An 18,606-nucleotide genomic window follows, 5' to 3' on the forward strand; every position below is an offset into this window, starting at 1 on the left:
CGGGGCGCGGTCGTAGATGGGACCATGGACGGTATGCGCATCGCCAATCACGTTGTAGACCTGGTCGGGAACACTCCGCTCGTCAAGCTCAACAAGGTCGTGCAGCCGGGGTCCGGCCTGGTCGCCGCCAAAGTCGAGTACCTCAACCCGGGCGGCAGTTCCAAGGACCGCATCGCCACCCGCATGATCGACGCGGCCGAGGAATCCGGCGAGCTCAAGCCCGGCGGCACCATCGTCGAGCCGACGTCGGGCAACACCGGTGTGGGTCTCGCGTTGGTCGCGCAGCAGCGCGGTTACAAATGCGTCTTCGTCTGCCCGGACAAGGTGGCCGAGGACAAGCGCAACGTGCTGCGCGCCTACGGTGCCGAGGTGGTCGTGTGCCCGACCGCCGTCCCGCCGGAGCACCCCGACAGCTATTACAACGTCTCCGATCGCCTCACCCGGGAGATCCCGGGAGCATGGAAGCCGAACCAGTACGCGAATCCGAACGGCCCGCTGAGTCATTACGAGACCACCGGTCCGGAGATCTGGCGCGACACCGAGGGCAAGGTGACCCATTTCGTCGCAGGCGTCGGCACCGGCGGCACCATCACCGGAACCGGCCGCTACCTCAAGGAGGTCTCCGACGGGCGCGTGAAGGTGGTCGGCGTCGACCCCGAAGGCTCGGTCTATTCGGGTGGATCGGGGCGTCCGTACCTCGTCGAGGGCGTGGGCGAGGACTTCTGGCCGGACGCCTACGACCCCACCGTCCCCGACGAGATCGTCGCGGTGTCCGACGCCGACTCGTTCGAGATGACCCGGCGGCTGGCGCGTGAAGAGGGCCTGCTGGTCGGCGGCTCGTGCGGTATGGCGGTGGTGGCCGCGCTGAAGATCGCCGAGCGTGAGGGGCCGGACGCCGTGGTCGTGGTGCTGCTTCCGGACGGCGGTCGCGGCTACATGTCGAAGATCTTCAACGACGATTGGATGAGCAGCTACGGGTTCCTGCGCACGCCGCTCGACGGCACTCCGCGCACGGAATCGCGTGTCGGCGATGTGCTCCGAGGAAAGGGCGGCACGCTGCCTGATCTGGTGCACACGCATCCCCAGGAGACGCTCCGCGACGCGATCGAGATTCTTCGCGAGTTCGGCGTGTCGCAGATGCCGGTTGTCGGCGCCGAACCGCCCATCACCGCCGGCGAGGTCGCAGGCGCGGTGTCCGAGAGGGACCTGCTCAGCGCGGTCTTCGAGGGGCGCGCCAATCTGGCCGACCCGGTGTCGGCGCACATGGGCGAGGCGTTTCCGCTCATCGGTGCGGGCGAGCCCGTCTCGGCCGCGATGGAAGCTCTCAGCACCTCCGACGCGTTGATGGTGGTGGACGACGGCAAGCCGGTCGGCGTCATCACCCGGCACGACCTGCTCGCCTTCGCGAGCACGCACCCGATCGCCATCCGTCAGCAGGAGGAGAAGTAGTGTCCGAGCAGGGATTTTCGACCAAGGCAATTCACGCGGGCTGGGATCCGGATGAGCGCACCGGTGCGGTGAACGTGCCGATCTACGCGAGCTCCACGTTCGCGCAGGACGGGGTCGGCGGGATGCGCGACGGGTTCGAGTACGCGCGTACCGGCAACCCGACCCGACGGGTGCTGGAGGCCAATATCGCGGCCATCGAGGCCGGACGGTTCGGTCGCGGGTTCGCGTCGGGCATGGCGGCCACCGACGCGCTGCTGCGCGCCACGCTGCGTCCCGGCGACCACCTCGTGATCCCGAACGACGCGTACGGCGGCACCTTCCGGCTGATCGACAAGGTATTCACCGAGTGGGGTATCACCTACTCGGTGGCGCCGGTCGTCGACGTCGAGGCGATCCGTGCGGCGATCACCCCCGCGACCAAGCTCGTCTGGGTCGAGACGCCCACCAATCCGCTTCTCAACGTCGGCGACATCGCGGCTGTCGCTGAGGTCGCGCACGCGGCCGGCGCCAAGCTCGTCGTGGACAACACCTTCGCGACTCCGTACCTGCAGCAGCCGCTGACGCTCGGTGCCGATGCCGTCGTGCATTCGACGACCAAGTATCTCGGAGGACACTCGGACGTGGTCGGCGGAGCGATCGTCACCAACGACGAGCAGCTCGACTCCGACATCGCCTTCCTCCAGAACGGCGCGGGCGCAGTTCCGGGGCCCTTCGACGCCTACCTGACGATGCGAGGCATCAAGACACTCGCCGTGCGAATGGACCGGCACTGCGACAACGCCGAGAAGCTCGTCGAGTTCTTCTCGGCGCATCCGAAGATCGAGAAGGTGCTCTATCCGGGGCTGGCCGACCACCCGGGGCATGCTGTCGCGGCCAAGCAGATGCGGCGCTTCGGCGGCATGATCTCCGTTCAGCTGACCGGTGGTCGTGAGGCTGCGCTCGACTTCTGTGCGCGGACGAAGGTGTTCACCCTCGCCGAATCGCTCGGCGGCATCGAGTCGCTGATCGAGCATCCGGGAGCGATGACCCACGCGTCCACCGCAGGCTCTCTGCTCGAGGTGCCCGACAACCTCGTCCGACTGTCGGTCGGAATCGAGGACGCCGACGATCTTCTCGAGGACGTGCGCCAGGCGCTCGCGTAGCGGGGACGACGCCGTGAGCCGTGGCGAACGGCTCGCGGTGTCAGCCGTGGAAGGTCGCGAAATGCTTGACGGTGTCGGTCTTCACCGTGCCGAAGGCGCCGTTGGCGATGGGACCGGACAGGAACGGCGGCAGCCCGGTGCCGCCGAGTTCCATCGCGAACTTCCAGACAAGGCGTGAGCCGTGCTCGGTCGGCGACACCTCGGTGTATTCGCCGAACTTCCTGAGTCCGGGGATGTTCGCCCGCACGCCGTGGAAGCCGTGTTTGTACGTCGACGTCTCGGAGTCCTCGTCCCACAGGAAGAAGTACTCGTCCATCTTCACGACGCCCGGGGCGAGGGCCACCGAGCGTGTGGTGCCCACGCCGTACGGCGCGGGCGATGTGTACGTGACCGAGTTCAGTGCACGGCACCAGTCCAGGGTGTTCTGGCGCGTGAACTCGGCCCACGCGGTCTCGGGAGCGACGGGGATGTGCACATCGATGGTGTACTTCATCGGCGCGGTGTCGAAATAGGACTCGTCGAACGGTTGCAGGTCGTAGGCCATGGGTACGCAGTGTAGCCGTGCGCCGACACGCCGGTGCGGTTCTGGCTGGTCTCTTGACCAGCGAAAACGGTTGCTGGAAAAGAATTCTCGCGCAAAGTGGAACCGATCGGGCGTTTGGTGCGTCTAATTCATGAACACGAAAACAGACTTGATGGCGAAGGGGATTCCGGAGCGGAGACCGTCTCGATTTGGGGGGTGACGGTCTCCGCTACGGAATGTCGTTCCATCGCGTCGGCGCACCGGAGGGCATAGTGAGCGAACTCGTCTACGTGCAGGAACTCTGGCGAAAACGGGCGGAGGTCGCGCAAGAGTGCGCCGATGAGTTGGGGGAGTTGGGGTTTAGCCTTGGCTCAGTCGTATCGCGCAACTATTTTGGAAGTGGTTGCGTTGAGGGAGCCGAGCTCTACCGGCGATTGCGCGACGTTGTAGCAGCTGGCGCGGCAGAGCTCACCCGCTTGGGCCAGCGAGCCAGTGTAGTGTCCTCAGTGGCACTGAGTGCTGTGAACAGAATTGAGAGCGCAGACGACTCAAGTGCTGACGATGTTGGGTAGAAGGTCTGCAATCGTCGTGCTCTTGGGATTGGCGTGCGCACTCTCTGCTTGCCAGGCCTCGCCTCAGCGCGATTCCCAGGGTACAGACGTAGACGGGCATGTGCAGCAAACGAACAGAGTGGGCACTCAGCTGCCATTCCCGAACGTTCATCCGCATCGCTGGAATCGAGCGAACTCAGGTACAGATTACGAGCCCTGCACGGCATTGTCTGGCCGGGATCTCCGTACACTCAATGTCGATGCAGGGAGTGTTAAGGACGCTGCGGGTACTGATGGCCAAACGCTCCGCGGTTGCAGATGGACGTATCTGGGCCGTCAGCAGAATGAGAAGTGGCGGGTTGGGCAATTCGTAGGTAACTCGATAAGCCTGCAAGCGGACAAACAGTCAAAGTCGGCGGAAATCGATATCTGGCTGCCTGACGCGGTCATTCGTGGTCGGGTCGTAGGGGTGCATCGGCTGCGCGGAGACCACGCCTGCGACACATATGTTCAGTCGCGCGCGGCGGCCGTGACAACTCTCGTCACTTACGTCGGGCCCACCCCGCCGCCTCCCTCCGAGATCTGCGACCGTGCACTGGCCTTCACTCGCGCGACGATCTCGAAAATGCCTTTGTGACAACCAATTTCGCCGCGTAGCCGCAGGTCACGGCACTCGCACACGGTGGTGTGCGGACATTCTGGTGTGCAGTCGTCAGATTGGTTGTTGTGCTGTCGGCCGACCGTGGATCCCTCGAGTGGGATACCTATGCGTTCGCGTTCGGTCATCGTCTGGTGACCGTCCGGAAGGCGCGCGGCCTGTCCCAGGAAGAGCTCGCGGAGCGGTGCGGGTTGCACCGGAACGCGGTATCGAATCTGGAGCGAGCGACCAGCAACAGCGCGTCGGGGATCGCCGACCCGCTGATGTCGACGGTGTACCGCCTCGCGCGGGCGCTCGACGTTCCACCGACCTACCTGATGCCCGGCGCTGATACGCGGCCGGGGATGCGGGCGGCCGAGCAGGAGACCAACCACGCGCTCTCCGACGTCGAGGCGGAGCTACTGAGGCTACTGGCGGATGAGTTCGCGCAGTCGGATGAGACGACGCCCGACCGGCCTGATGAGCCCCGCCCAGACGACTTTCCGGGCCGGCGGTACTGACGTTCCCTCGGAGTGGGTCCAGACATGAGAAAGGGCCGATCCGCTGTGCGGATCGGCCCTTTCCGGCCTGAACTTACGGCTGGTACGGCTCTGCGCTGACCAGCGTCACGCTGATCTCGGCGCCGCTGGGGACCGTGTACGTCCGAGTCTCTCCGACCTTCGCGTCGATGAGAGCCGCGCCCAGCGGGGAGCTCGGCGAGTAGATCTCGATGTCGCCGGAACCCTCCTCGCGGGTGGCGATGAGGAAAGTCTCCTTGTCCGACTCGTCGCCGTCGTAGTAGACGGTCACGACCGAGCCGGGGAGCGCCACACCCGACTGCTTCGGAGCTTCGCCGACCTTCGCCTTGTTGAGCAGATCCTGCAGCTGGCGAATACGCGCTTCCTGCTGGCCCTGCTCCTCGCGCGCTGCGTGATAGCCGCCGTTCTCCTTGAGGTCGCCCTCTTCGCGGCGCTCGTTGATCTCGGCGGCAATGACCGGCCGATTCGCAATAAGCGAATCGAGCTCACCCTTCAAGCGCTCGTACGACTCCGGCGTCAACCAAGTCACACCCGCATCGGTCATTGTGGTCTCCTTTGCTGTCCGCTACTGGACGATCTGACCGCTTGGACTGCTCTAAATGCAGCAACACGGCCCCTCGCGGAGCCGTGCACAGCCAATGATAGCAGCGCCTGTGTTCTAAGGCACATCCGAGGTGACTCGGCTAACATCGGCGAGCGCTTCGGCATAGCTCGGCTCGGCCCGCTTGAGGTAGCGGACCACGGCGTACGTGATCGGCATGACAACCACTTCCACCAGCGTCTTCCACACGAAACCGATGACGACGTAGTTGATGAAGTCCGACCACGTGCTGATTCCGATCGCCGTGGCGGCAATGGAACAGAACACGAGCGTGTCGAAGAACTCGCCGACCACGGTGGACCCGATCAGCCGGGCCCACAGGTGCCGCTCCCCGGCCCGCTCTTTCATCTTCACGAGCACGAAGGAATTCAGCAGCTCGCCGACGACGTAACCGGCGAGCCCGGCGGCGACGATCCGCGGAACCGTGCCGAGGACCGACTCGAACCCGGACTGGCCGTCGTAGAAGTCTGCGGCGGGCAGTTCGATCGCCACCCAGAAGCACAGGGACGCGAGGACGATCACAGCGAAACCGGAGGCGATGGTCCGGCGCATCGCGCGGAACCCGTAGACCTCGCTGATGACGTCGCCGATGACGTAGCTCAGCGGGAACAGGAAGAAGGCCCCGTCGGTCACCAGGCCGTTGACGTGAAGAGGGCCGAGGTCGAAGTGCAGCCAGTCGTCGAACAGGACGACGGCCTTGGTGGCGGCGATGTTGCTGATCAGCATGATGCCGACGAACAGCGCCGTCAGCGCCGGGTAGTACGGACTGGCGAGTTTGGCGAAGACCGCCTTCCCGGCGTGCGTCATGCGTTCGGGGAGAGGTAGGGGGGTACGTTGAGCGTGCAGCCGAACACCTCGCCGATCACCGGCGGCCGAGACGTCGCGACCTCGGTGCGGGCGCCGACCTGCACCTCGGTGCCCGCGGGGACCAGCACCTCGCGGCGGCCCACTTCGGCGCCGTCCTTGGCGCGCGCGCGGACGATGCAGACGACGGCGTCGTCCGGGCTGTTGCGGTTGACGGTGTACTGAACGGCGACGCGGTCGGACGAGAGGAGCTCGTAACCCGTCGCCTGTCCAGAGACGTCCGGATCGCCGAACTGACGGAAACCGAGGTATGCGATCCCGACACCCGCGACGACGACGAGCACGGCGAGCCCGTAGAACCAGCGGCGCTTGCTGCTCCGCGACCGATCTGCCGGATAGGTCGCCCGCGGGCCACTGCGCGGCTTCTGCTGGTCGGCGCCCCCGTCTGATGTGCTCACGCGTCAATACCTACCATGTTGGGTAGGAGCTAAGCGAAGGTGAGGAAGCGTGACCGAACGCGCGAACGGGCTGCGGCTCATGGCTGTGCACGCACATCCCGACGACGAGTCGAGCAAAGCGGCGGCGACTCTGGCCAAATACGCAGCGCAGGGGCACGAGGTGATGGTCGTCACCCTCACCGGCGGGGAGCGCGGCGACATCCTGAACCCGGCGATGGACCGCCCGGGAGTGATGGACAACATCACACAGATCCGGCGTGACGAGATGGCTGCCGCGGCCAAGGCGCTCGGCGTGCAGCACCGGTGGCTCGGCTTCGTCGACTCGGGTCTGCCCGAGGGCGACCCGCTGCCTCCGCTGCCGGAGGGATGCTTCGCGCTGGTACCGCTCGAGGAGGCCAACGAGCGCCTGGTGAAGGTGATCCGCGAGTTTCGTCCGCACGTGATCATCACCTACGACGAGAACGGCGGCTACCCGCATCCCGATCACATCAAGTGCCACGAGGTGTCGATGGCGGCGTGGGACTCGTCCGGTGATCCGGAACAGTTCCCCGAGGCCGGCGATCCGTGGACGCCGCTCAAGCTCTATTACACGCACGGTTTCATCCGCGATCGGATCCTCGCGTTCTCGGACGAGTTCGAGAAGGCCGGTCAGGAGAACCCGTTCAAGGAATGGCTCAGCAAGTGGCGCCGTAACCAAGGCGACATGATGGGCCGCGTCACCACCCAGGTGGAGTGCAGCGACTACTTCGTGCAGCGCGACGACGCACTCCGCGCACACGCGACGCAGATCGACCCCAACGGCTTCTTCTTCGCTGTCCCGCTGGAATGGCAGCAGCGACTGTGGCCGACCGAAGAATTCGAGCTGGCGCAGACCCGGGTGCACACAGACCTCCCGGAGAACGATCTCTTCGCCGGAATTGAGCAGCAATGAACGTCCTGTCCCTGTCCTCTGACGCGGTGATGCTACTGGCCGACGAGCCGGCGAAAGGCCCGGAATTCGGCAAGGCGTCGCCGATCGGCCTGCTGATCATCATCCTGCTGCTGATCGCCGTCTTCTTGCTGATCCGGTCGATGAACAAGCAGCTCAAGAAGCTGCCCGAGAGTTTCGACGCCGACAATCCTGCACCGGACCAGGCCTTCGACGACGGCACCGACCGAGTCGACGACCCGGCCGGGCTACCCGAGTCGACGACACCGGCCGAGGCCGAGAACGGCGCCGGTGACGGACACCGGAACAACACGGGCCACGACAATGGAGGCCAGAACAGTGGAGGATCCACAGACCGCGGATAGCGCTCGTAATCGGCTCGGTGAATCGTCGAGCCCCTATCTGCGCCAGCACGCCGCCAACCCGGTTCACTGGCAGGAGTGGGGTGAGGAGGCCTTCGACGAGGCGCGCCGCCGCGACGTCCCGGTGCTGCTGTCGGTGGGGTATGCCGCGTGCCACTGGTGTCACGTGATGGCGCACCAGACCTTCGAGAACGAGACGCTGGCCGCGCAGATGAACCGGGACTTCGTCTGCATCAAGGTGGACCGAGAAGAACGTCCCGACATCGACGCGATCTACATGGCCGCGACGGTCGCGATGACCGGCCAGGGCGGGTGGCCGATGACCTGCTTCCTGACACCCGACGCCGATCCGTTCTACTGCGGCACCTACTTTCCACCCACACCCCGCAACGGGCAGCCCGGATTCTCCGAGGTGATGGACGCGATCACTCGGACCTGGGATCACCGGCGCGACGAGGTGATCGTCGCAGGAACCAAGATCGCAGAACACCTGCGCGCCAACGCGGCCTCACTGCCGACCGGGCCGCCGCCGGACGCACAACTGCTCGCCGACGCGGTCCGCGCGATCTGTTCCGACGAGGATCCGCGCTCGTCCGGATTCGGCGGTGCGCCGAAGTTCCCGCCCACCGCCCTGCTGGAAGCACTGTTGCGCGCCGACGAACTGCTGGGTCTCGGCGAAGCAGGTGCCGTGGCCACGCGCACCGCCCACGCGATGGCGCGCGGAGGCATATACGACCAGCTAGCGGGCGGTTTCGCCCGCTATGCCGTCGACGCAGACTGGGTGGTTCCGCACTTCGAGAAGATGCTCTACGACAACGCTCTGCTGTTGCGCGCGTACGCCCATCTAGCGAGGCGCGGTGACGCGCTGGCGCTGCGGGTGGCGGAGGAGACCGCCGACTTCCTCGACGAGCACCTGTGGACCGGGTCGGGATTCGCCTCGTCGCTCGATGCCGACACCGAAGGCGTCGAAGGGCTCACCTACGTCTGGCGCCCCGGCGAACTCATCGACGTGCTCGGACCCGACGACGGCGCGTGGGCCGCGGCGCTGTTCACCGTGACCGATCGGGGGACGTTCGAGCAGGGGGCTTCCACGCTGCAGTTGCTCCGCGACCCGGGCGACCGGATCCGTTACGCCTCGGTGCGGTCGCGTCTGCGCGCCGCACGGGACCGGCGACCGCAGCCCGACCGGGACGACAAGGTGGTGACCGCGTGGAACGCGATGACGGTGACGGCTTTGGCCGAGGCCGGCGCCGCGCTGGCAAGACCGCGGTGGGTGGCGCGAGCCGCCGAATGCGCGCGGGTCCTCGCCGAGGTGCACTTGGTCGGGGACGAGTTGCGACGGTCGTCGCTCGACGGGACGCCGGCGGCGCCCCTCGGCGGTCTCGACGACTACGCGGCCTTCGCGACGGCGCTGCTGACGCTGCACCAGGTGACTGGTGAGATCGGCTGGCGCACAACGGCGTCGGCGGTCATCGAGAAGATGATCGAGGTCTTCGCCGACCCGGATTCGTTCGGCGCCTGGTACGACGCCCATCCGACCGGCCTGCTGCTCCGTCCGCGCGATCCGGTGGACGGGGCCACCCCGGCGGGTGCCTCGCTGGCCGCCGAGGCGTTGCTTCTGGCGTCGACTCTCGTCCCCTCCGTCGACGATGCCGCACGCTACGGGGAACTGCTCGACGCGACCCTGAGCCGCTCGGGACTCATTCTCGCCAAGGCGCCGCGCTCGGCCGGGCATTGGCTTTCGGTGGCGATCGCGCGAGTGGCCGGGCCCGTCCAGGTGGCGGTGGCTCAGTCCGCCGACAGCGCGGGCGAACTCGCCGCGCAGATCCGGCGCGGCGTGCCGGGCGGCGTGGTGGTGGTCGCCGGCGAACGGGATTCGCTGCCGCTGTTGGAGGATCGAGGACCGGTCGGCGGGTTGGACGCCGCCTACGTGTGCCGCGGAACCGTCTGCGATCTGCCCGCCGTCGACGCGGAGACCGTGCTGGCCGCGATCCCGTGACCCCCGACCGCCGATTTGGCGGCCGGGGAAGCGGTTGTGCTAGCCTCGGTCGCGTGATGCAGTCCGCACGCTATTGGCGTTTCTTTATCAAGGCTCCGGGTGGGGCCGAGATGAAGCGATAACGCGCGCACGCATCAACCTTCCCGGAGCCTGAGCAGTGACCTGATGGTCGCTGCTCTCGTCGTTTCGGGAGTATCTCAGAGCGCCTCAGGCGTGAATCCGGAAGCGGCGGACCAGCCCGATTCGCGGATGACACCTGAAAGGCATTTCCTTGACTACCACCACCGACGCCGCAACCACCGACAGTGGGCAGAGTTCGTCCACCTCCGACCGGCGGGTGACGGCGTTCTCGCCGATCCCGTCTCCGGAGGCTCTCCGCAGTGAGCTTCCGCTGACCGCGCGTCGCGCCGAAGCCGTGCAGCGCGATCGGGAGGAGATCGCGGCGATCCTCGCCGGCCACGACGATCGGATGATCGTGGTGGTGGGGCCCTGCTCGGTCCACGATCCGGTCGCCGCGCTCGACTACGCCCGTCGCCTCGCGCCGCTCGCCGAGCAGTACCGCGACGCGCTGAAGATCGTGATGCGCGTGTACTTCGAGAAGCCGCGCACCACCGTGGGATGGAAGGGACTGATCAACGATCCCGGGATGGACGGATCGTTCGACGTCGAGCGCGGACTGCGGACGGCCCGCGCGCTGCTGCTCGACGTCATCGATCTGGGACTGCCGGTGGGCTGCGAATTCCTCGAGCCGACCAGCCCGCAGTACATCGCGGACACCGTCGCCTGGGGCGCGATCGGCGCCCGCACCACCGAATCGCAGGTGCATCGCCAGCTGGTGTCGGGACTGTCGATGCCGGTCGGTTTCAAGAACGGGACCGACGGCAACGTCCAGGTCGCGATCGACGGCGTCAAGGCCGCGGCGGCCGAACACGTCTTCTTCGGGGTCGACGACTTCGGTCGCGGCGCCGTTGTCCACACCTCGGGCAACGAGGACTGCCACATCATCCTGCGCGGTGGCACGCCCGGCCCGAATTACGACGCGGCTTCGGTGGACTCCGCGGTTCAGACTCTCGCGGAGGCCGGTCTGTCACCGAAGGTGATGGTCGACTGCTCTCATGCGAACTCGGGCAAGGATCACGAGCGGCAGGCGGAGGTCGCGGTGGAGGTCGCGGAGATGTTCGCCGAGGCTCGTCGTGCGGGCGAGGACCAGGTGCTCTCGGGTGTGATGCTGGAGAGCTTCCTGGTGCCGGGAGCGCAGTCGCTCGGCGGCGACCTGGTGTACGGGCAGTCGGTCACCGACAAGTGCATGGGGTGGGACGCGTCGGCCGAAGTGCTCGCCCGGTTGGCGCGCGCCGCGCGGTAGGGGTGCCGAGCGGCACCCCTACCCTCAGCGGCGACTACCCGGAGCGGGGTACGGGCGCGCCATGCCTCGTCGCCTTTCGCCCGTTCCGGGTAGACGGAGAATCAGCCTACTTGGCGGCTGATTCGAGACCGCGCGTGCGGACGGCGCCGATCACTGTGTCGACCACCAGGAATGCCAGCAGTGGCCAGCCGAGCAGCGGGATGAACCAACCGATGGCCACCGCTGCCACCGCGATCGCGAGCGTGAGGGGCAACGGGAGCTCCCGCAACGCGCCACGTGCCGGGGGCGCACCGATCCGGCGGGTGCGCGACCGCCGCTGCCACCACGACCGGTAGCCGAGCACGATCGCGACGATGAGCGCGATCATCACCGCGAACAGCAGGAGCTGATTGGCCAGGCCGAACAGCAGCCCCATGTGCAGCTGGATGCCCCACGCGGACAACTTGGCGGCCAGCGGCCAGTCGGAGAAGTCGTTGACGTCGACCACGGCGTCGCGCGACGGATCGACGGCGATGGAGCTGGTCGACATCCGCCACGGGACGCGATTCTGGGCCACGACGAAGGCTGTCGAGGCGTTGTCGGGGATCGTCACCTCCACCGGCCCGCCGATGCCGTTGGCGCGCGCGATAGCGATGGCGCCGTCGATTCCCGCGACCTCGTCGGCCGAGGGCATGGCACCGGACATGGAGCCCGATCCGCTCATCTGATGATCGGCGTGCTCGCCTCCGGCGGCCTGCGGTGTGCCGGTGAGGGACGAGTCGACGGTCGGAGTGGTCCAATTCAGCGCCGACCGCAGCTCGGTGACGTGTTCGCCCGCGTAGGTCGACCAGGTGAGGCCGGTGGCCGACAGGAACAGCAGCGCCACGGCGATCCAGGTGCCGATGACGCCGTGTCTGCTGATGGTTCGGCCTCGGCCGCGCATGCGGGGAAGGCCGCGCAGCATGGAACCACTGCCGGTCGCACGGCGGCGCTTGCGGACCTGGACCGCCCACATGACCAGACCGCCGAGCGCGACGACCCACAGCCACGACGCGGCCAGCTCGGAGTACATCCTGCCCGGTTCGCCGAGGTGCAGACTGCGGTGGAGTTGGTCGATCCACGTACGGACCGGGAGCGCGCCGGACGACCCGTACGACGCGAGCTGGCCGAGCGACTCACCGGTCACCGGGTCGATGAAGACGGCGAGTCGCTCCGACTCGCCGAGCGACGGGTCGGAGAAGAGCACACGGGTGGTGGCACCGGGTTCGGTGGCTGGCTGCACCGCCGTGACCTGGAGATCGGGGCGTACGGCCTGGGCGGCGCGGACCTGCTCGGCGACCGACTTGGCCGGACCGGACGAGTCCGTGTGCAGTTGGTGCCGGTAGATCAACTGCTCGGCCGACGGGGAGACGGCGTAGAGAGCGCCGGTGACGGCGGCGATGAGCAGGAACGGAGCGATCAGCACGCCGGCGTAGAAGTGCAGTCGCTGAACGAGGCGGATGAGGGTCGCGCGGGTGGATGCGGGTCTCGGCGGCGAGTCCGGTGTTTCCGGGGTCGCCGAAGACAGAGTGGTGGACAACGGTGTGCCTTTCGGTCAAGCAGAAGTCATCGCGCGCCGTCGACGGCACGCGATGTGATGACGTGGGTTGCTAGACCGAAAAGGGCGGGCCTCGGCGTCCGACGGCGCCGAGGAAGACGAGCGCGGCCGGTGCGGCTTGCGGGGGAGCGGGAACGACGACGGCGGCGTAGCCGGTCCGGGGCCGCAGCCGCAGACTGCTCGCGCGAACGGCGAGCGCAGAGACGGCCCGCACCAGGATCTCGGCTCCGCACAGCAGCAGCAGTGCGGCTATGGTGCCCGCGGTGTGCATGACGGCCATCGGCGCGGTGAACAGGTCGTGGTGATGACCCGAGGTGAGCACGAGCAGCAGGTGGACCAGTGCCTGGCCGGCCACGAGTGCGGGCAGCGCCCGAACGCTGGGCGCGGCGCGGACGCCGATGCCCACGGCCACCGCGGCCGCTCCGACCATCAGAAGTACCGACGTCTCGGGGAGCATGCCCTGCGCGGTCGCGTGGGCGAGCGCGCCGGTGACGGCGGACGTTCCGCCGACCACTGCGCCACGCAGGCGCGAGAGGCGGATCGGCGTGTTCACCCGCTCAGATTAGCCCGGCGGCCTCAGCCGATCACCACCAGCCAGACGGCGATGTAGTGCAGGGTCGCTGCGATGGCGGTACAGGCGTGGAACACCTCGTGATGGCCGAATACTCCGGGCCAGGGTTCGGGCCAGCGCAGGGCGTAGAGAACGCCGCCGAGGCTGTAGAACACGCCGCCGACGGCGAGCAGCACGATGACCGCGACGCCGGTGTTGTGGACCAGCATCGGCGAGACTGCGATGATCACCCACCCGAGCACGATGTAGAGCACCACTCCCAGCCAGCGCGGCGAGGCGGGCCAGATCATCTTGAGAGCCACTCCGGCGACGGCGCCGGCCCACACGACGCCCAGCACCCACCAGCGTGTCGGCGAATCGAGACCCATCACGCAGAACGGGCTGTAGGTGCCGGCGATGAAGACGAAGATCATCGAATGGTCGGCGCGTTTCATGGCGATCCTCGCCCTGGGGTTCCGCCAGTCGATCCGGTGGTACACGCTGCTGGTGCCGAACAGCCCGCAGATGGTGATCACGTACACGACCACTGCCACCACCGCGGGGGCGCTCCGGTGCATCGCCGTGCCGACGATCAGCACGACGCCGACGGCCGCCGCGACGAAGGCGGCGTACGTGTGGATGACTCCGCGCAGCACGGGCTTGACCCCGGCTGCGGGGTCTGCGGGCCTGGTAGGCGTCGAGGAGTCCGTCATGAAACCTACGGTACCGTAAGTTTCGCTCCGGTAACTTACCGGCGGAGTAGGATCACGGCTGTGAAACTGCTCCCAGACCGGCTACGCGGAGGCATGCTGCGCGTCTACGAGCATCGGCTTGTACAGCTGATGGATCCCGAGCGCATTCCGCGGCACGTGGCGATCATCTGCGACGGCAACCGGCGGTGGGCGCGGGAAGCCGGCTTCGAGGACGTCAGCCACGGGCACCGGGTGGGTGCACAGCGCATCGCCGACATGCTCGGGTGGTGCTCGGAACTGGGCATCGAAGCGGTCACCATCTACCTGCTCTCGACCGAGAACCTCACGCGCGACTCGGACGAGCTCGATGCGCTCATGGAGATAGTCCCCGACATCGTGGACGAGATCTCCGACGTCGACGCCGACTGGCGCGTCCGGATCGTCGGAAACCTCGATCAGCTCCCGACCGCGGTCGCCCAACGGCTGCGCGAGGCGTCCGATCGCACCGAGGGCGCGGCCGACATGACCGTGAACGTGGCCGTCGGCTACGGCGGACGGCAGGAGATCGTCGACGCGGTACAGCAATTGCTGATCGAGGCCCTGGCGGCGGGCGCGTCGTCCGAGGAACTGGTGGACGCGGTGACCGTCGAGGGCATCGACTCCCACCTCTACACCAGTGGGACGCCCGATCCAGACCTGGTGATCCGGACTTCGGGCGAGCAGCGCCTCAGCGGATTTCTGCTCTGGCAGTCCGCGTACTCGGAGATCTGGTTCACCGACGCCTACTGGCCTGAGTTCCGGCGCGTCGACTTCCTGCGCGCCTTGCGGGACTACACGGCACGTAACCGCCGCTTCGGCAAATGAGGTCGATCGGCGGCGAGAATCCACGAGAGGGCTGAGAACATGCGAGTCACCGTCGTCGGCGCCAGCGGAGAGTTCGGTTCGGTGCTCAGCGAGATACTGCAACGCCGCGGTGCGCAGGTGACCCGAGCGCATCGGGCGACCGGCGTGGACGCGGTCACCGGTTCGGGCCTGGCGCAGGCGTGCGAGGGCGCCGATGTCGTGGTCGACGCCACCAGCCTGCTGTCCCGAAGCGCCGACGAGTCCGTGCGATTCTTCGGTGCCGTGGCCCGGAACATCTCGATCGCCGCGGAGGCTGCGGGCGCGGCAGTGGTGTTCCTGTCGATCTACGGTGCGTCCGACCCGGTCGTCAACAGGAAGATGGGGCACTACCGCGGCAAGGCGGAGCAGGAGACGGTGTACGCCGAGACCCTCGGCGGCACGGCCACCGCGGTGCTGTCGACGCAGTGGTACTCACTGGCGCAGAAGTTCCTCTCGATGCTCACCTTCGGTCCGATCGGTGCAGCACCCCGGATGCTCAGCCGTCCCGCGGCGGTCGAGGATGTGGCCGAGGTGTTCGCCGACGTCGTGCTGGACACTGCGCGACCGGCCCGTGTGACGGTGGCCGGACCGGCCGTCATGGATCTGGCCGACGCCGCCAAAGCGATAGCCGCGCAGAAGGGTTCGCCGAGATTCGTGTTCGGCGTCAACTACGGCGGACCCGGTCTGCGCTCGGGCGGACTGGTCCCGGACCACCCGGATGCGATCACCGAGACGACTTTCGATCAGTGGCTGGCGAGGCGCTGATGGCAGCGGCGACGCCGGCCATCGCGGCGCTGGAGCGCGCGGGCCTGCCCTTCGAGGTCCACCGGTACAAACACGACCGCCGACGCGGCGACTACGGCGACGAGGCGGTCGCCGTCACGGTGTCGACCCTCGGCGTCGACGCCGCGCAGATCCTCAAGACCCTGGTGGTGGACCTCGGCGGCGAACTCGGTGTGGCGATCCTGCCGGTGCCGGAGAAACTGTCGTTGAAGGCGGTGGCCAAGGCGTTCGGAGCGCCGAAGGCGGAGATGGCGCAGGCGGCGAGAGTGACCCGCTCCACCGGCTACGTCCTCGGCGGTGTGTCGCCGCTGGGCCAGAAGACCGCGCTGCGGACCGTCGTCGACGAGTCTGCGCTGCAATGGGATTCGGTGCTGTGCAGCGGGGGCCGCCGCGGCCTGGAGATCCGGCTGGCGCCCGCCGACCTGGTGACCGCGACGAACGCGGAGATCGCGCCGATCACGGCCTGAGGCCGCGCTCGTCGGCATCGGGCCGGCGTCAGAGTTTGCGCAGCCGCACCCGGTTGATCGCGTGGTTGCCGTCTTTGCGCAGCACGAGGGTGGCCCGCGGTCGCGTCGGCAGGATGTTCTCGATCAGGTTCGGGCGGTTGATGGAGGTCCAGATATCGCGCGCCGCGATCGTCGCCTGCTCGTCGGTCAGCGACGAGTAGTAGTGGAAATGCGACTCGGGGTCGGCGAACGAACCGGTGCGCATCTGCAGGAATCGGGAGATGTACCACTTCTCGATGTCGGAGGTCTTCGCGTCGACGTAGATCGAGAAGTCGAACAGATCCGAGACGGTCAGGGTGGGACCGGTCTGGAGGACGTTGAGGCCCTCGACGATCAGGATGTCGGGCTGGCGCACCGAGTGCACCACGCCGGGCACGATGTCGTAACTGACGTGGTCGTAGACCGGTGCCGTGACCTCGGGTGTGCCCGACTTCACCTCGGTCACGAAGCGCAGCAGCGCGCGGCGGTCGTACGACTCGGGAAAGCCCTTGCGGTGCATGATGCCCCGCCGCTCCAACTCCGCCGTCGGCAGTAGGAATCCGTCGGTGGTGACGAGGTCGACCTTCGGGTGGGTCTCCCACCGCGACAGCAGCGTCGCCAGGACGCGGGCGGTGGTCGACTTGCCGACGGCCACCGAACCGGCGATGCCGATCACGAAGGGCACCTGTCGATTCCGCTGACGTTCGCCGAGGAAGGTCGACGTCGCCGCGAACAGTCGCTGTCTGGCCTCCACCTGCAGGTGGATCAGACGGGACAGCGGAAGGTAGACCTCAGCGACCTCGTTGAGATCGACTTGCTCACCGAGGCCGACGAGTTTGTCGAGTTCAGACTCGTTCAGCACCATGGGCATCGACTGCCGCAGCTCACGCCACTGCTTGCGGTCGAGTTCCAGGTACAGGCCGGGGTCGCGGTCGTGGGATAGACGCGCCATGGAGGGTAAGGCTACAGGGACGCCGATGTCGCGGAGACGATAGCCGGGCGTCGCCGGTAGCGTTGGTCACATGACAGGTGGCATGTCCGCGGATCCGGTGACCGAGTACCTGCGGCTGGGGCTGGCGTTCGACCGCCTCGAAGAGGGATTCGTCGACGCCTACACCGGCGATCCCGCATTGCGCGTGGAGGTCGAGAACGCGCCCGCGCCGCACCCGGCCGAGCTGGCGGACCGCGCCCGCGCGCTGCAGCGCGAGTTGCCGGCCGGTCTGCCCGCCGAACGGGCCGAGTTCGTCGGGGCCCACTTGCGTGCACTCGAGTGCTCGGCCCGCAAGTTCGCGGGCGAGGAGGTCGGGTTCGTCGACGAGGTCCAGGCGTACTTCGACGTCCGGATCGAGCCCGGCGACGAGGCCGTCTACCGCGAGGCCCACGCCGGGATGGCCGAGGCGCTCGGGGTGCCGGGGGCGACCGGCGACCGGCTCCGCGAGGCGTACGCCGCCTACCGTCGGGCCGACGAGATCCCCGCCGCCGCGGTGGCGCAACTGATCGCGGAGTTCTCGGGCAGTCTGCGCGAGACGGTGCGCACCGCCTTCCCGCTGCCGGATGCGGAGACCGTCGAGTTCGAAGTGGTCGGCGACAAACCGTGGTCGGGCTTCAACTACTACCTGGGCGGTTACCGTTCCAAGGTCGCGGTGAACACCGACCTTCCGCAGTACATGTCCTCATTGCCGGGGCTGATCGCTCACGAGGCCTACCCGGGACACCACACCGAGCACTGCCGCAAGGAACAGGGTCTGGTCGGATCGGGACAACTCGAACACACCGTGTTCCTGGTCAACACGCCCCAGTGCCTGATGGCCGAGGGGCTCGCCGACCACGCGCTCGCGGCGGCCAAGGGCACCGGGTGGCACGAGTGGGCCGCGGAGATCTACGCCGACTTCGGGCTGCGTTTCGACCCCGAGCGGGCGCGCGCGGTCGGTGCCGCGGCCGCCGGTCTGATCCGGGTGCGTCAGGACGCGGCCCTGGCGCTGCACGATCGCGGCGACGACATCGACGATGTCGCTGCCTTCCTCCAGCGCTGGCTGCTCGTGGCTCCCGACCGGGCCCGCCAGATGCTCCGGTTCCTCACCTCGCCGCTCTGGCGCGCGTACATCTCCACCTACGTCGAGGGCTACGCCTTGCTCGAGACCTGGCTCGATCGGGCCGGCCCCTCGGGTCCGGAACGTCTGGCACGGTTCGGCCGACTGCTGGACGAGCCGCTGATCCCGGCGTCGCTGCGCAGGGAACTCGCCGCGTAGCGGGCCGCCGGTTCGCCCGTGAACCCGACGCGG

General features: G+C 67.6%; 20 protein-coding genes. 12 read left to right on the top strand and 8 right to left on the bottom strand.

What is annotated here, in order from left to right; all coding sequences use genetic code 11:
• The first annotated feature begins 33 nt into the window (after positions 1-33).
• Both ABFX36_RS08490 and ABFX36_RS08495 read left to right on the top strand, forming a co-directional pair.
• Positions 34-1,449: a cystathionine beta-synthase gene (locus tag ABFX36_RS08490; RefSeq protein ID WP_006898058.1), complete on the top strand. Its 1,416-nt coding sequence runs from the start codon at positions 34-36 to the stop codon at positions 1,447-1,449.
• Entirely contained in the window at positions 1,449-2,591 is a 1,143-nt protein-coding gene (locus ABFX36_RS08495) for a cystathionine gamma-synthase (RefSeq protein ID WP_006898057.1), read from the top strand. The genes ABFX36_RS08490 and ABFX36_RS08495 overlap by 1 nt, the downstream gene beginning before the upstream one ends.
• A gap of 40 nt (positions 2,592-2,631) precedes the next feature.
• On the opposite strand, the gene ABFX36_RS08500 is transcribed toward ABFX36_RS08495, so the two are convergent.
• On the bottom strand, positions 2,632-3,135 hold the full coding sequence (locus ABFX36_RS08500) for an SRPBCC family protein (protein ID WP_006898056.1): 504 nt from the start codon (positions 3,133-3,135) through the stop codon (positions 2,632-2,634).
• 540 nt (positions 3,136-3,675) lie between these two features.
• Here ABFX36_RS08500 and ABFX36_RS19055 point away from each other — a divergent pair.
• Complete coding sequence (locus tag ABFX36_RS19055) at positions 3,676-4,302, top strand: DUF3558 family protein (RefSeq protein WP_428832050.1); 627 nt, start codon at positions 3,676-3,678, stop codon at positions 4,300-4,302.
• An 89-nt stretch (positions 4,303-4,391) separates the two neighbouring features.
• A complete protein-coding gene (locus tag ABFX36_RS08505) occupies positions 4,392-4,823 on the top strand; it encodes a helix-turn-helix domain-containing protein (RefSeq protein WP_006898053.1) in 432 nt (143 codons plus the stop codon).
• Positions 4,824-4,896: 73 nt separating this feature from the next.
• Here the strand turns inward: ABFX36_RS08505 and greA are convergent, their stop codons facing one another.
• From greA to ABFX36_RS08520, 3 genes are all read right to left on the bottom strand, one after another.
• Entirely contained in the window at positions 4,897-5,385 is a 489-nt protein-coding gene (gene greA / locus ABFX36_RS08510) for a transcription elongation factor GreA (protein WP_006898052.1), read from the bottom strand.
• A 114-nt stretch (positions 5,386-5,499) separates the two neighbouring features.
• Positions 5,500-6,249 carry a queuosine precursor transporter gene (locus ABFX36_RS08515; RefSeq protein ID WP_006898051.1) on the bottom strand — a complete coding sequence of 250 codons (750 nt, stop codon included), beginning with the start codon at positions 6,247-6,249 and terminating at the stop codon, positions 5,500-5,502.
• Complete coding sequence (locus ABFX36_RS08520; protein WP_006898050.1) at positions 6,246-6,704, bottom strand: DUF4307 domain-containing protein; 459 nt, start codon at positions 6,702-6,704, stop codon at positions 6,246-6,248. Before ABFX36_RS08520 ends, ABFX36_RS08515 begins: the two co-directional genes overlap by 4 nt.
• A 79-nt stretch (positions 6,705-6,783) precedes the next feature.
• Between ABFX36_RS08520 and mca the strand changes: the two genes are divergently transcribed.
• The 4 genes from mca (at position 6,784) to ABFX36_RS08540 (ending at position 11,356) form a co-directional block, all read left to right on the top strand.
• Entirely contained in the window at positions 6,784-7,635 is an 852-nt protein-coding gene (gene mca / locus ABFX36_RS08525) for a mycothiol conjugate amidase Mca (RefSeq protein ID WP_045537340.1), read from the top strand.
• The gene (locus ABFX36_RS08530) at positions 7,632-7,997 is read left to right on the top strand and encodes a hypothetical protein (RefSeq protein WP_006898048.1); all 366 of its coding nucleotides are present in this window, start codon (positions 7,632-7,634) and stop codon (positions 7,995-7,997) included. The genes mca and ABFX36_RS08530 overlap by 4 nt, the downstream gene beginning before the upstream one ends.
• A complete protein-coding gene (locus tag ABFX36_RS08535; RefSeq protein WP_346075921.1) occupies positions 7,957-9,993 on the top strand; it encodes a thioredoxin domain-containing protein in 2,037 nt (678 codons plus the stop codon). Before ABFX36_RS08530 ends, ABFX36_RS08535 begins: the two co-directional genes overlap by 41 nt.
• Before the next feature lie 271 nt (positions 9,994-10,264).
• Complete coding sequence (locus tag ABFX36_RS08540) at positions 10,265-11,356, top strand: 3-deoxy-7-phosphoheptulonate synthase (protein ID WP_045537326.1); 1,092 nt, start codon at positions 10,265-10,267, stop codon at positions 11,354-11,356.
• 106 nt (positions 11,357-11,462) lie between these two features.
• Here the strand turns inward: ABFX36_RS08540 and ABFX36_RS08545 are convergent, their stop codons facing one another.
• The 3 genes from ABFX36_RS08545 to trhA form a co-directional block, all read right to left on the bottom strand.
• On the bottom strand, positions 11,463-12,914 hold the full coding sequence (locus tag ABFX36_RS08545; RefSeq protein WP_346075923.1) for a PepSY-associated TM helix domain-containing protein: 1,452 nt from the start codon (positions 12,912-12,914) through the stop codon (positions 11,463-11,465).
• Positions 12,915-12,984: 70 nt separating this feature from the next.
• Positions 12,985-13,485, bottom strand: a complete 501-nt coding sequence (locus tag ABFX36_RS08550; RefSeq protein WP_346075925.1) for a hypothetical protein — start codon at positions 13,483-13,485, stop codon at positions 12,985-12,987.
• Between the two features lie 23 nt (positions 13,486-13,508).
• Entirely contained in the window at positions 13,509-14,195 is a 687-nt protein-coding gene (trhA, locus tag ABFX36_RS08555) for a PAQR family membrane homeostasis protein TrhA (RefSeq protein ID WP_222111279.1), read from the bottom strand.
• Positions 14,196-14,255: 60 nt separating this feature from the next.
• On the opposite strand from trhA, the gene ABFX36_RS08560 reads away from it, so the two are divergent.
• From ABFX36_RS08560 to ABFX36_RS08570, 3 genes are read left to right on the top strand one after another with little or no spacing between them, the layout of a single operon-like run.
• Positions 14,256-15,038, top strand: coding sequence for an isoprenyl transferase (locus ABFX36_RS08560; RefSeq protein WP_006898042.1), 783 nt, complete (start codon positions 14,256-14,258; stop codon positions 15,036-15,038).
• A 39-nt stretch (positions 15,039-15,077) separates the two neighbouring features.
• Positions 15,078-15,821 (top strand): SDR family oxidoreductase, encoded by a 744-nt coding sequence (locus ABFX36_RS08565; RefSeq protein WP_045537335.1) that lies wholly within the window; start codon positions 15,078-15,080, stop codon positions 15,819-15,821.
• On the top strand, positions 15,821-16,306 hold the full coding sequence (locus ABFX36_RS08570) for an aminoacyl-tRNA deacylase (RefSeq protein WP_062367179.1): 486 nt from the start codon (positions 15,821-15,823) through the stop codon (positions 16,304-16,306). Before ABFX36_RS08565 ends, ABFX36_RS08570 begins: the two co-directional genes overlap by 1 nt.
• A gap of 28 nt (positions 16,307-16,334) precedes the next feature.
• On the opposite strand, the gene coaA is transcribed toward ABFX36_RS08570, so the two are convergent.
• Positions 16,335-17,276 carry a type I pantothenate kinase gene (coaA, locus tag ABFX36_RS08575; protein WP_006898038.1) on the bottom strand — a complete coding sequence of 314 codons (942 nt, stop codon included), beginning with the start codon at positions 17,274-17,276 and terminating at the stop codon, positions 16,335-16,337.
• Positions 17,277-17,346: 70 nt separating this feature from the next.
• Here coaA and ABFX36_RS08580 point away from each other — a divergent pair, with 70 nt between their 5' ends.
• A complete protein-coding gene (locus ABFX36_RS08580; protein WP_062367136.1) occupies positions 17,347-18,573 on the top strand; it encodes a hypothetical protein in 1,227 nt (408 codons plus the stop codon).
• Positions 18,574-18,606 lie beyond the last annotated feature (33 nt).

This window comes from Gordonia cholesterolivorans, from assembly GCF_039531975.1.
Lineage (GTDB): Bacteria > Actinomycetota > Actinomycetes > Mycobacteriales > Mycobacteriaceae > Gordonia > Gordonia sihwensis.

Excerpts from the sequence above, each read along its gene's own strand:
- ABFX36_RS08490 (WP_006898058.1), top strand. The coding sequence starts at position 34 with ATGCGCATCGCCAATCACGTTGTAGACCTGGTCGGGAACACTCCGCTC.
- ABFX36_RS08500 (WP_006898056.1), bottom strand. The coding sequence starts at position 3,135 with ATGGCCTACGACCTGCAACCGTTCGACGAGTCCTATTTCGACACCGCG.
- ABFX36_RS19055 (WP_428832050.1), top strand. The coding sequence starts at position 3,676 with ATGTTGGGTAGAAGGTCTGCAATCGTCGTGCTCTTGGGATTGGCGTGC.
- greA (WP_006898052.1), bottom strand. The coding sequence starts at position 5,385 with ATGACCGATGCGGGTGTGACTTGGTTGACGCCGGAGTCGTACGAGCGC.
- ABFX36_RS08515 (WP_006898051.1), bottom strand. The coding sequence starts at position 6,249 with ATGACGCACGCCGGGAAGGCGGTCTTCGCCAAACTCGCCAGTCCGTAC.
- mca (WP_045537340.1), top strand. The coding sequence starts at position 6,784 with ATGGCTGTGCACGCACATCCCGACGACGAGTCGAGCAAAGCGGCGGCG.
- ABFX36_RS08530 (WP_006898048.1), top strand. The coding sequence starts at position 7,632 with ATGAACGTCCTGTCCCTGTCCTCTGACGCGGTGATGCTACTGGCCGAC.
- ABFX36_RS08535 (WP_346075921.1), top strand. The coding sequence starts at position 7,957 with ATGGAGGCCAGAACAGTGGAGGATCCACAGACCGCGGATAGCGCTCGT.
- trhA (WP_222111279.1), bottom strand. The coding sequence starts at position 14,195 with ATGACGGACTCCTCGACGCCTACCAGGCCCGCAGACCCCGCAGCCGGG.
- ABFX36_RS08565 (WP_045537335.1), top strand. The coding sequence starts at position 15,078 with ATGCGAGTCACCGTCGTCGGCGCCAGCGGAGAGTTCGGTTCGGTGCTC.
- ABFX36_RS08570 (WP_062367179.1), top strand. The coding sequence starts at position 15,821 with ATGGCAGCGGCGACGCCGGCCATCGCGGCGCTGGAGCGCGCGGGCCTG.
- coaA (WP_006898038.1), bottom strand. The coding sequence starts at position 17,276 with ATGGCGCGTCTATCCCACGACCGCGACCCCGGCCTGTACCTGGAACTC.
- ABFX36_RS08580 (WP_062367136.1), top strand. The coding sequence starts at position 17,347 with ATGACAGGTGGCATGTCCGCGGATCCGGTGACCGAGTACCTGCGGCTG.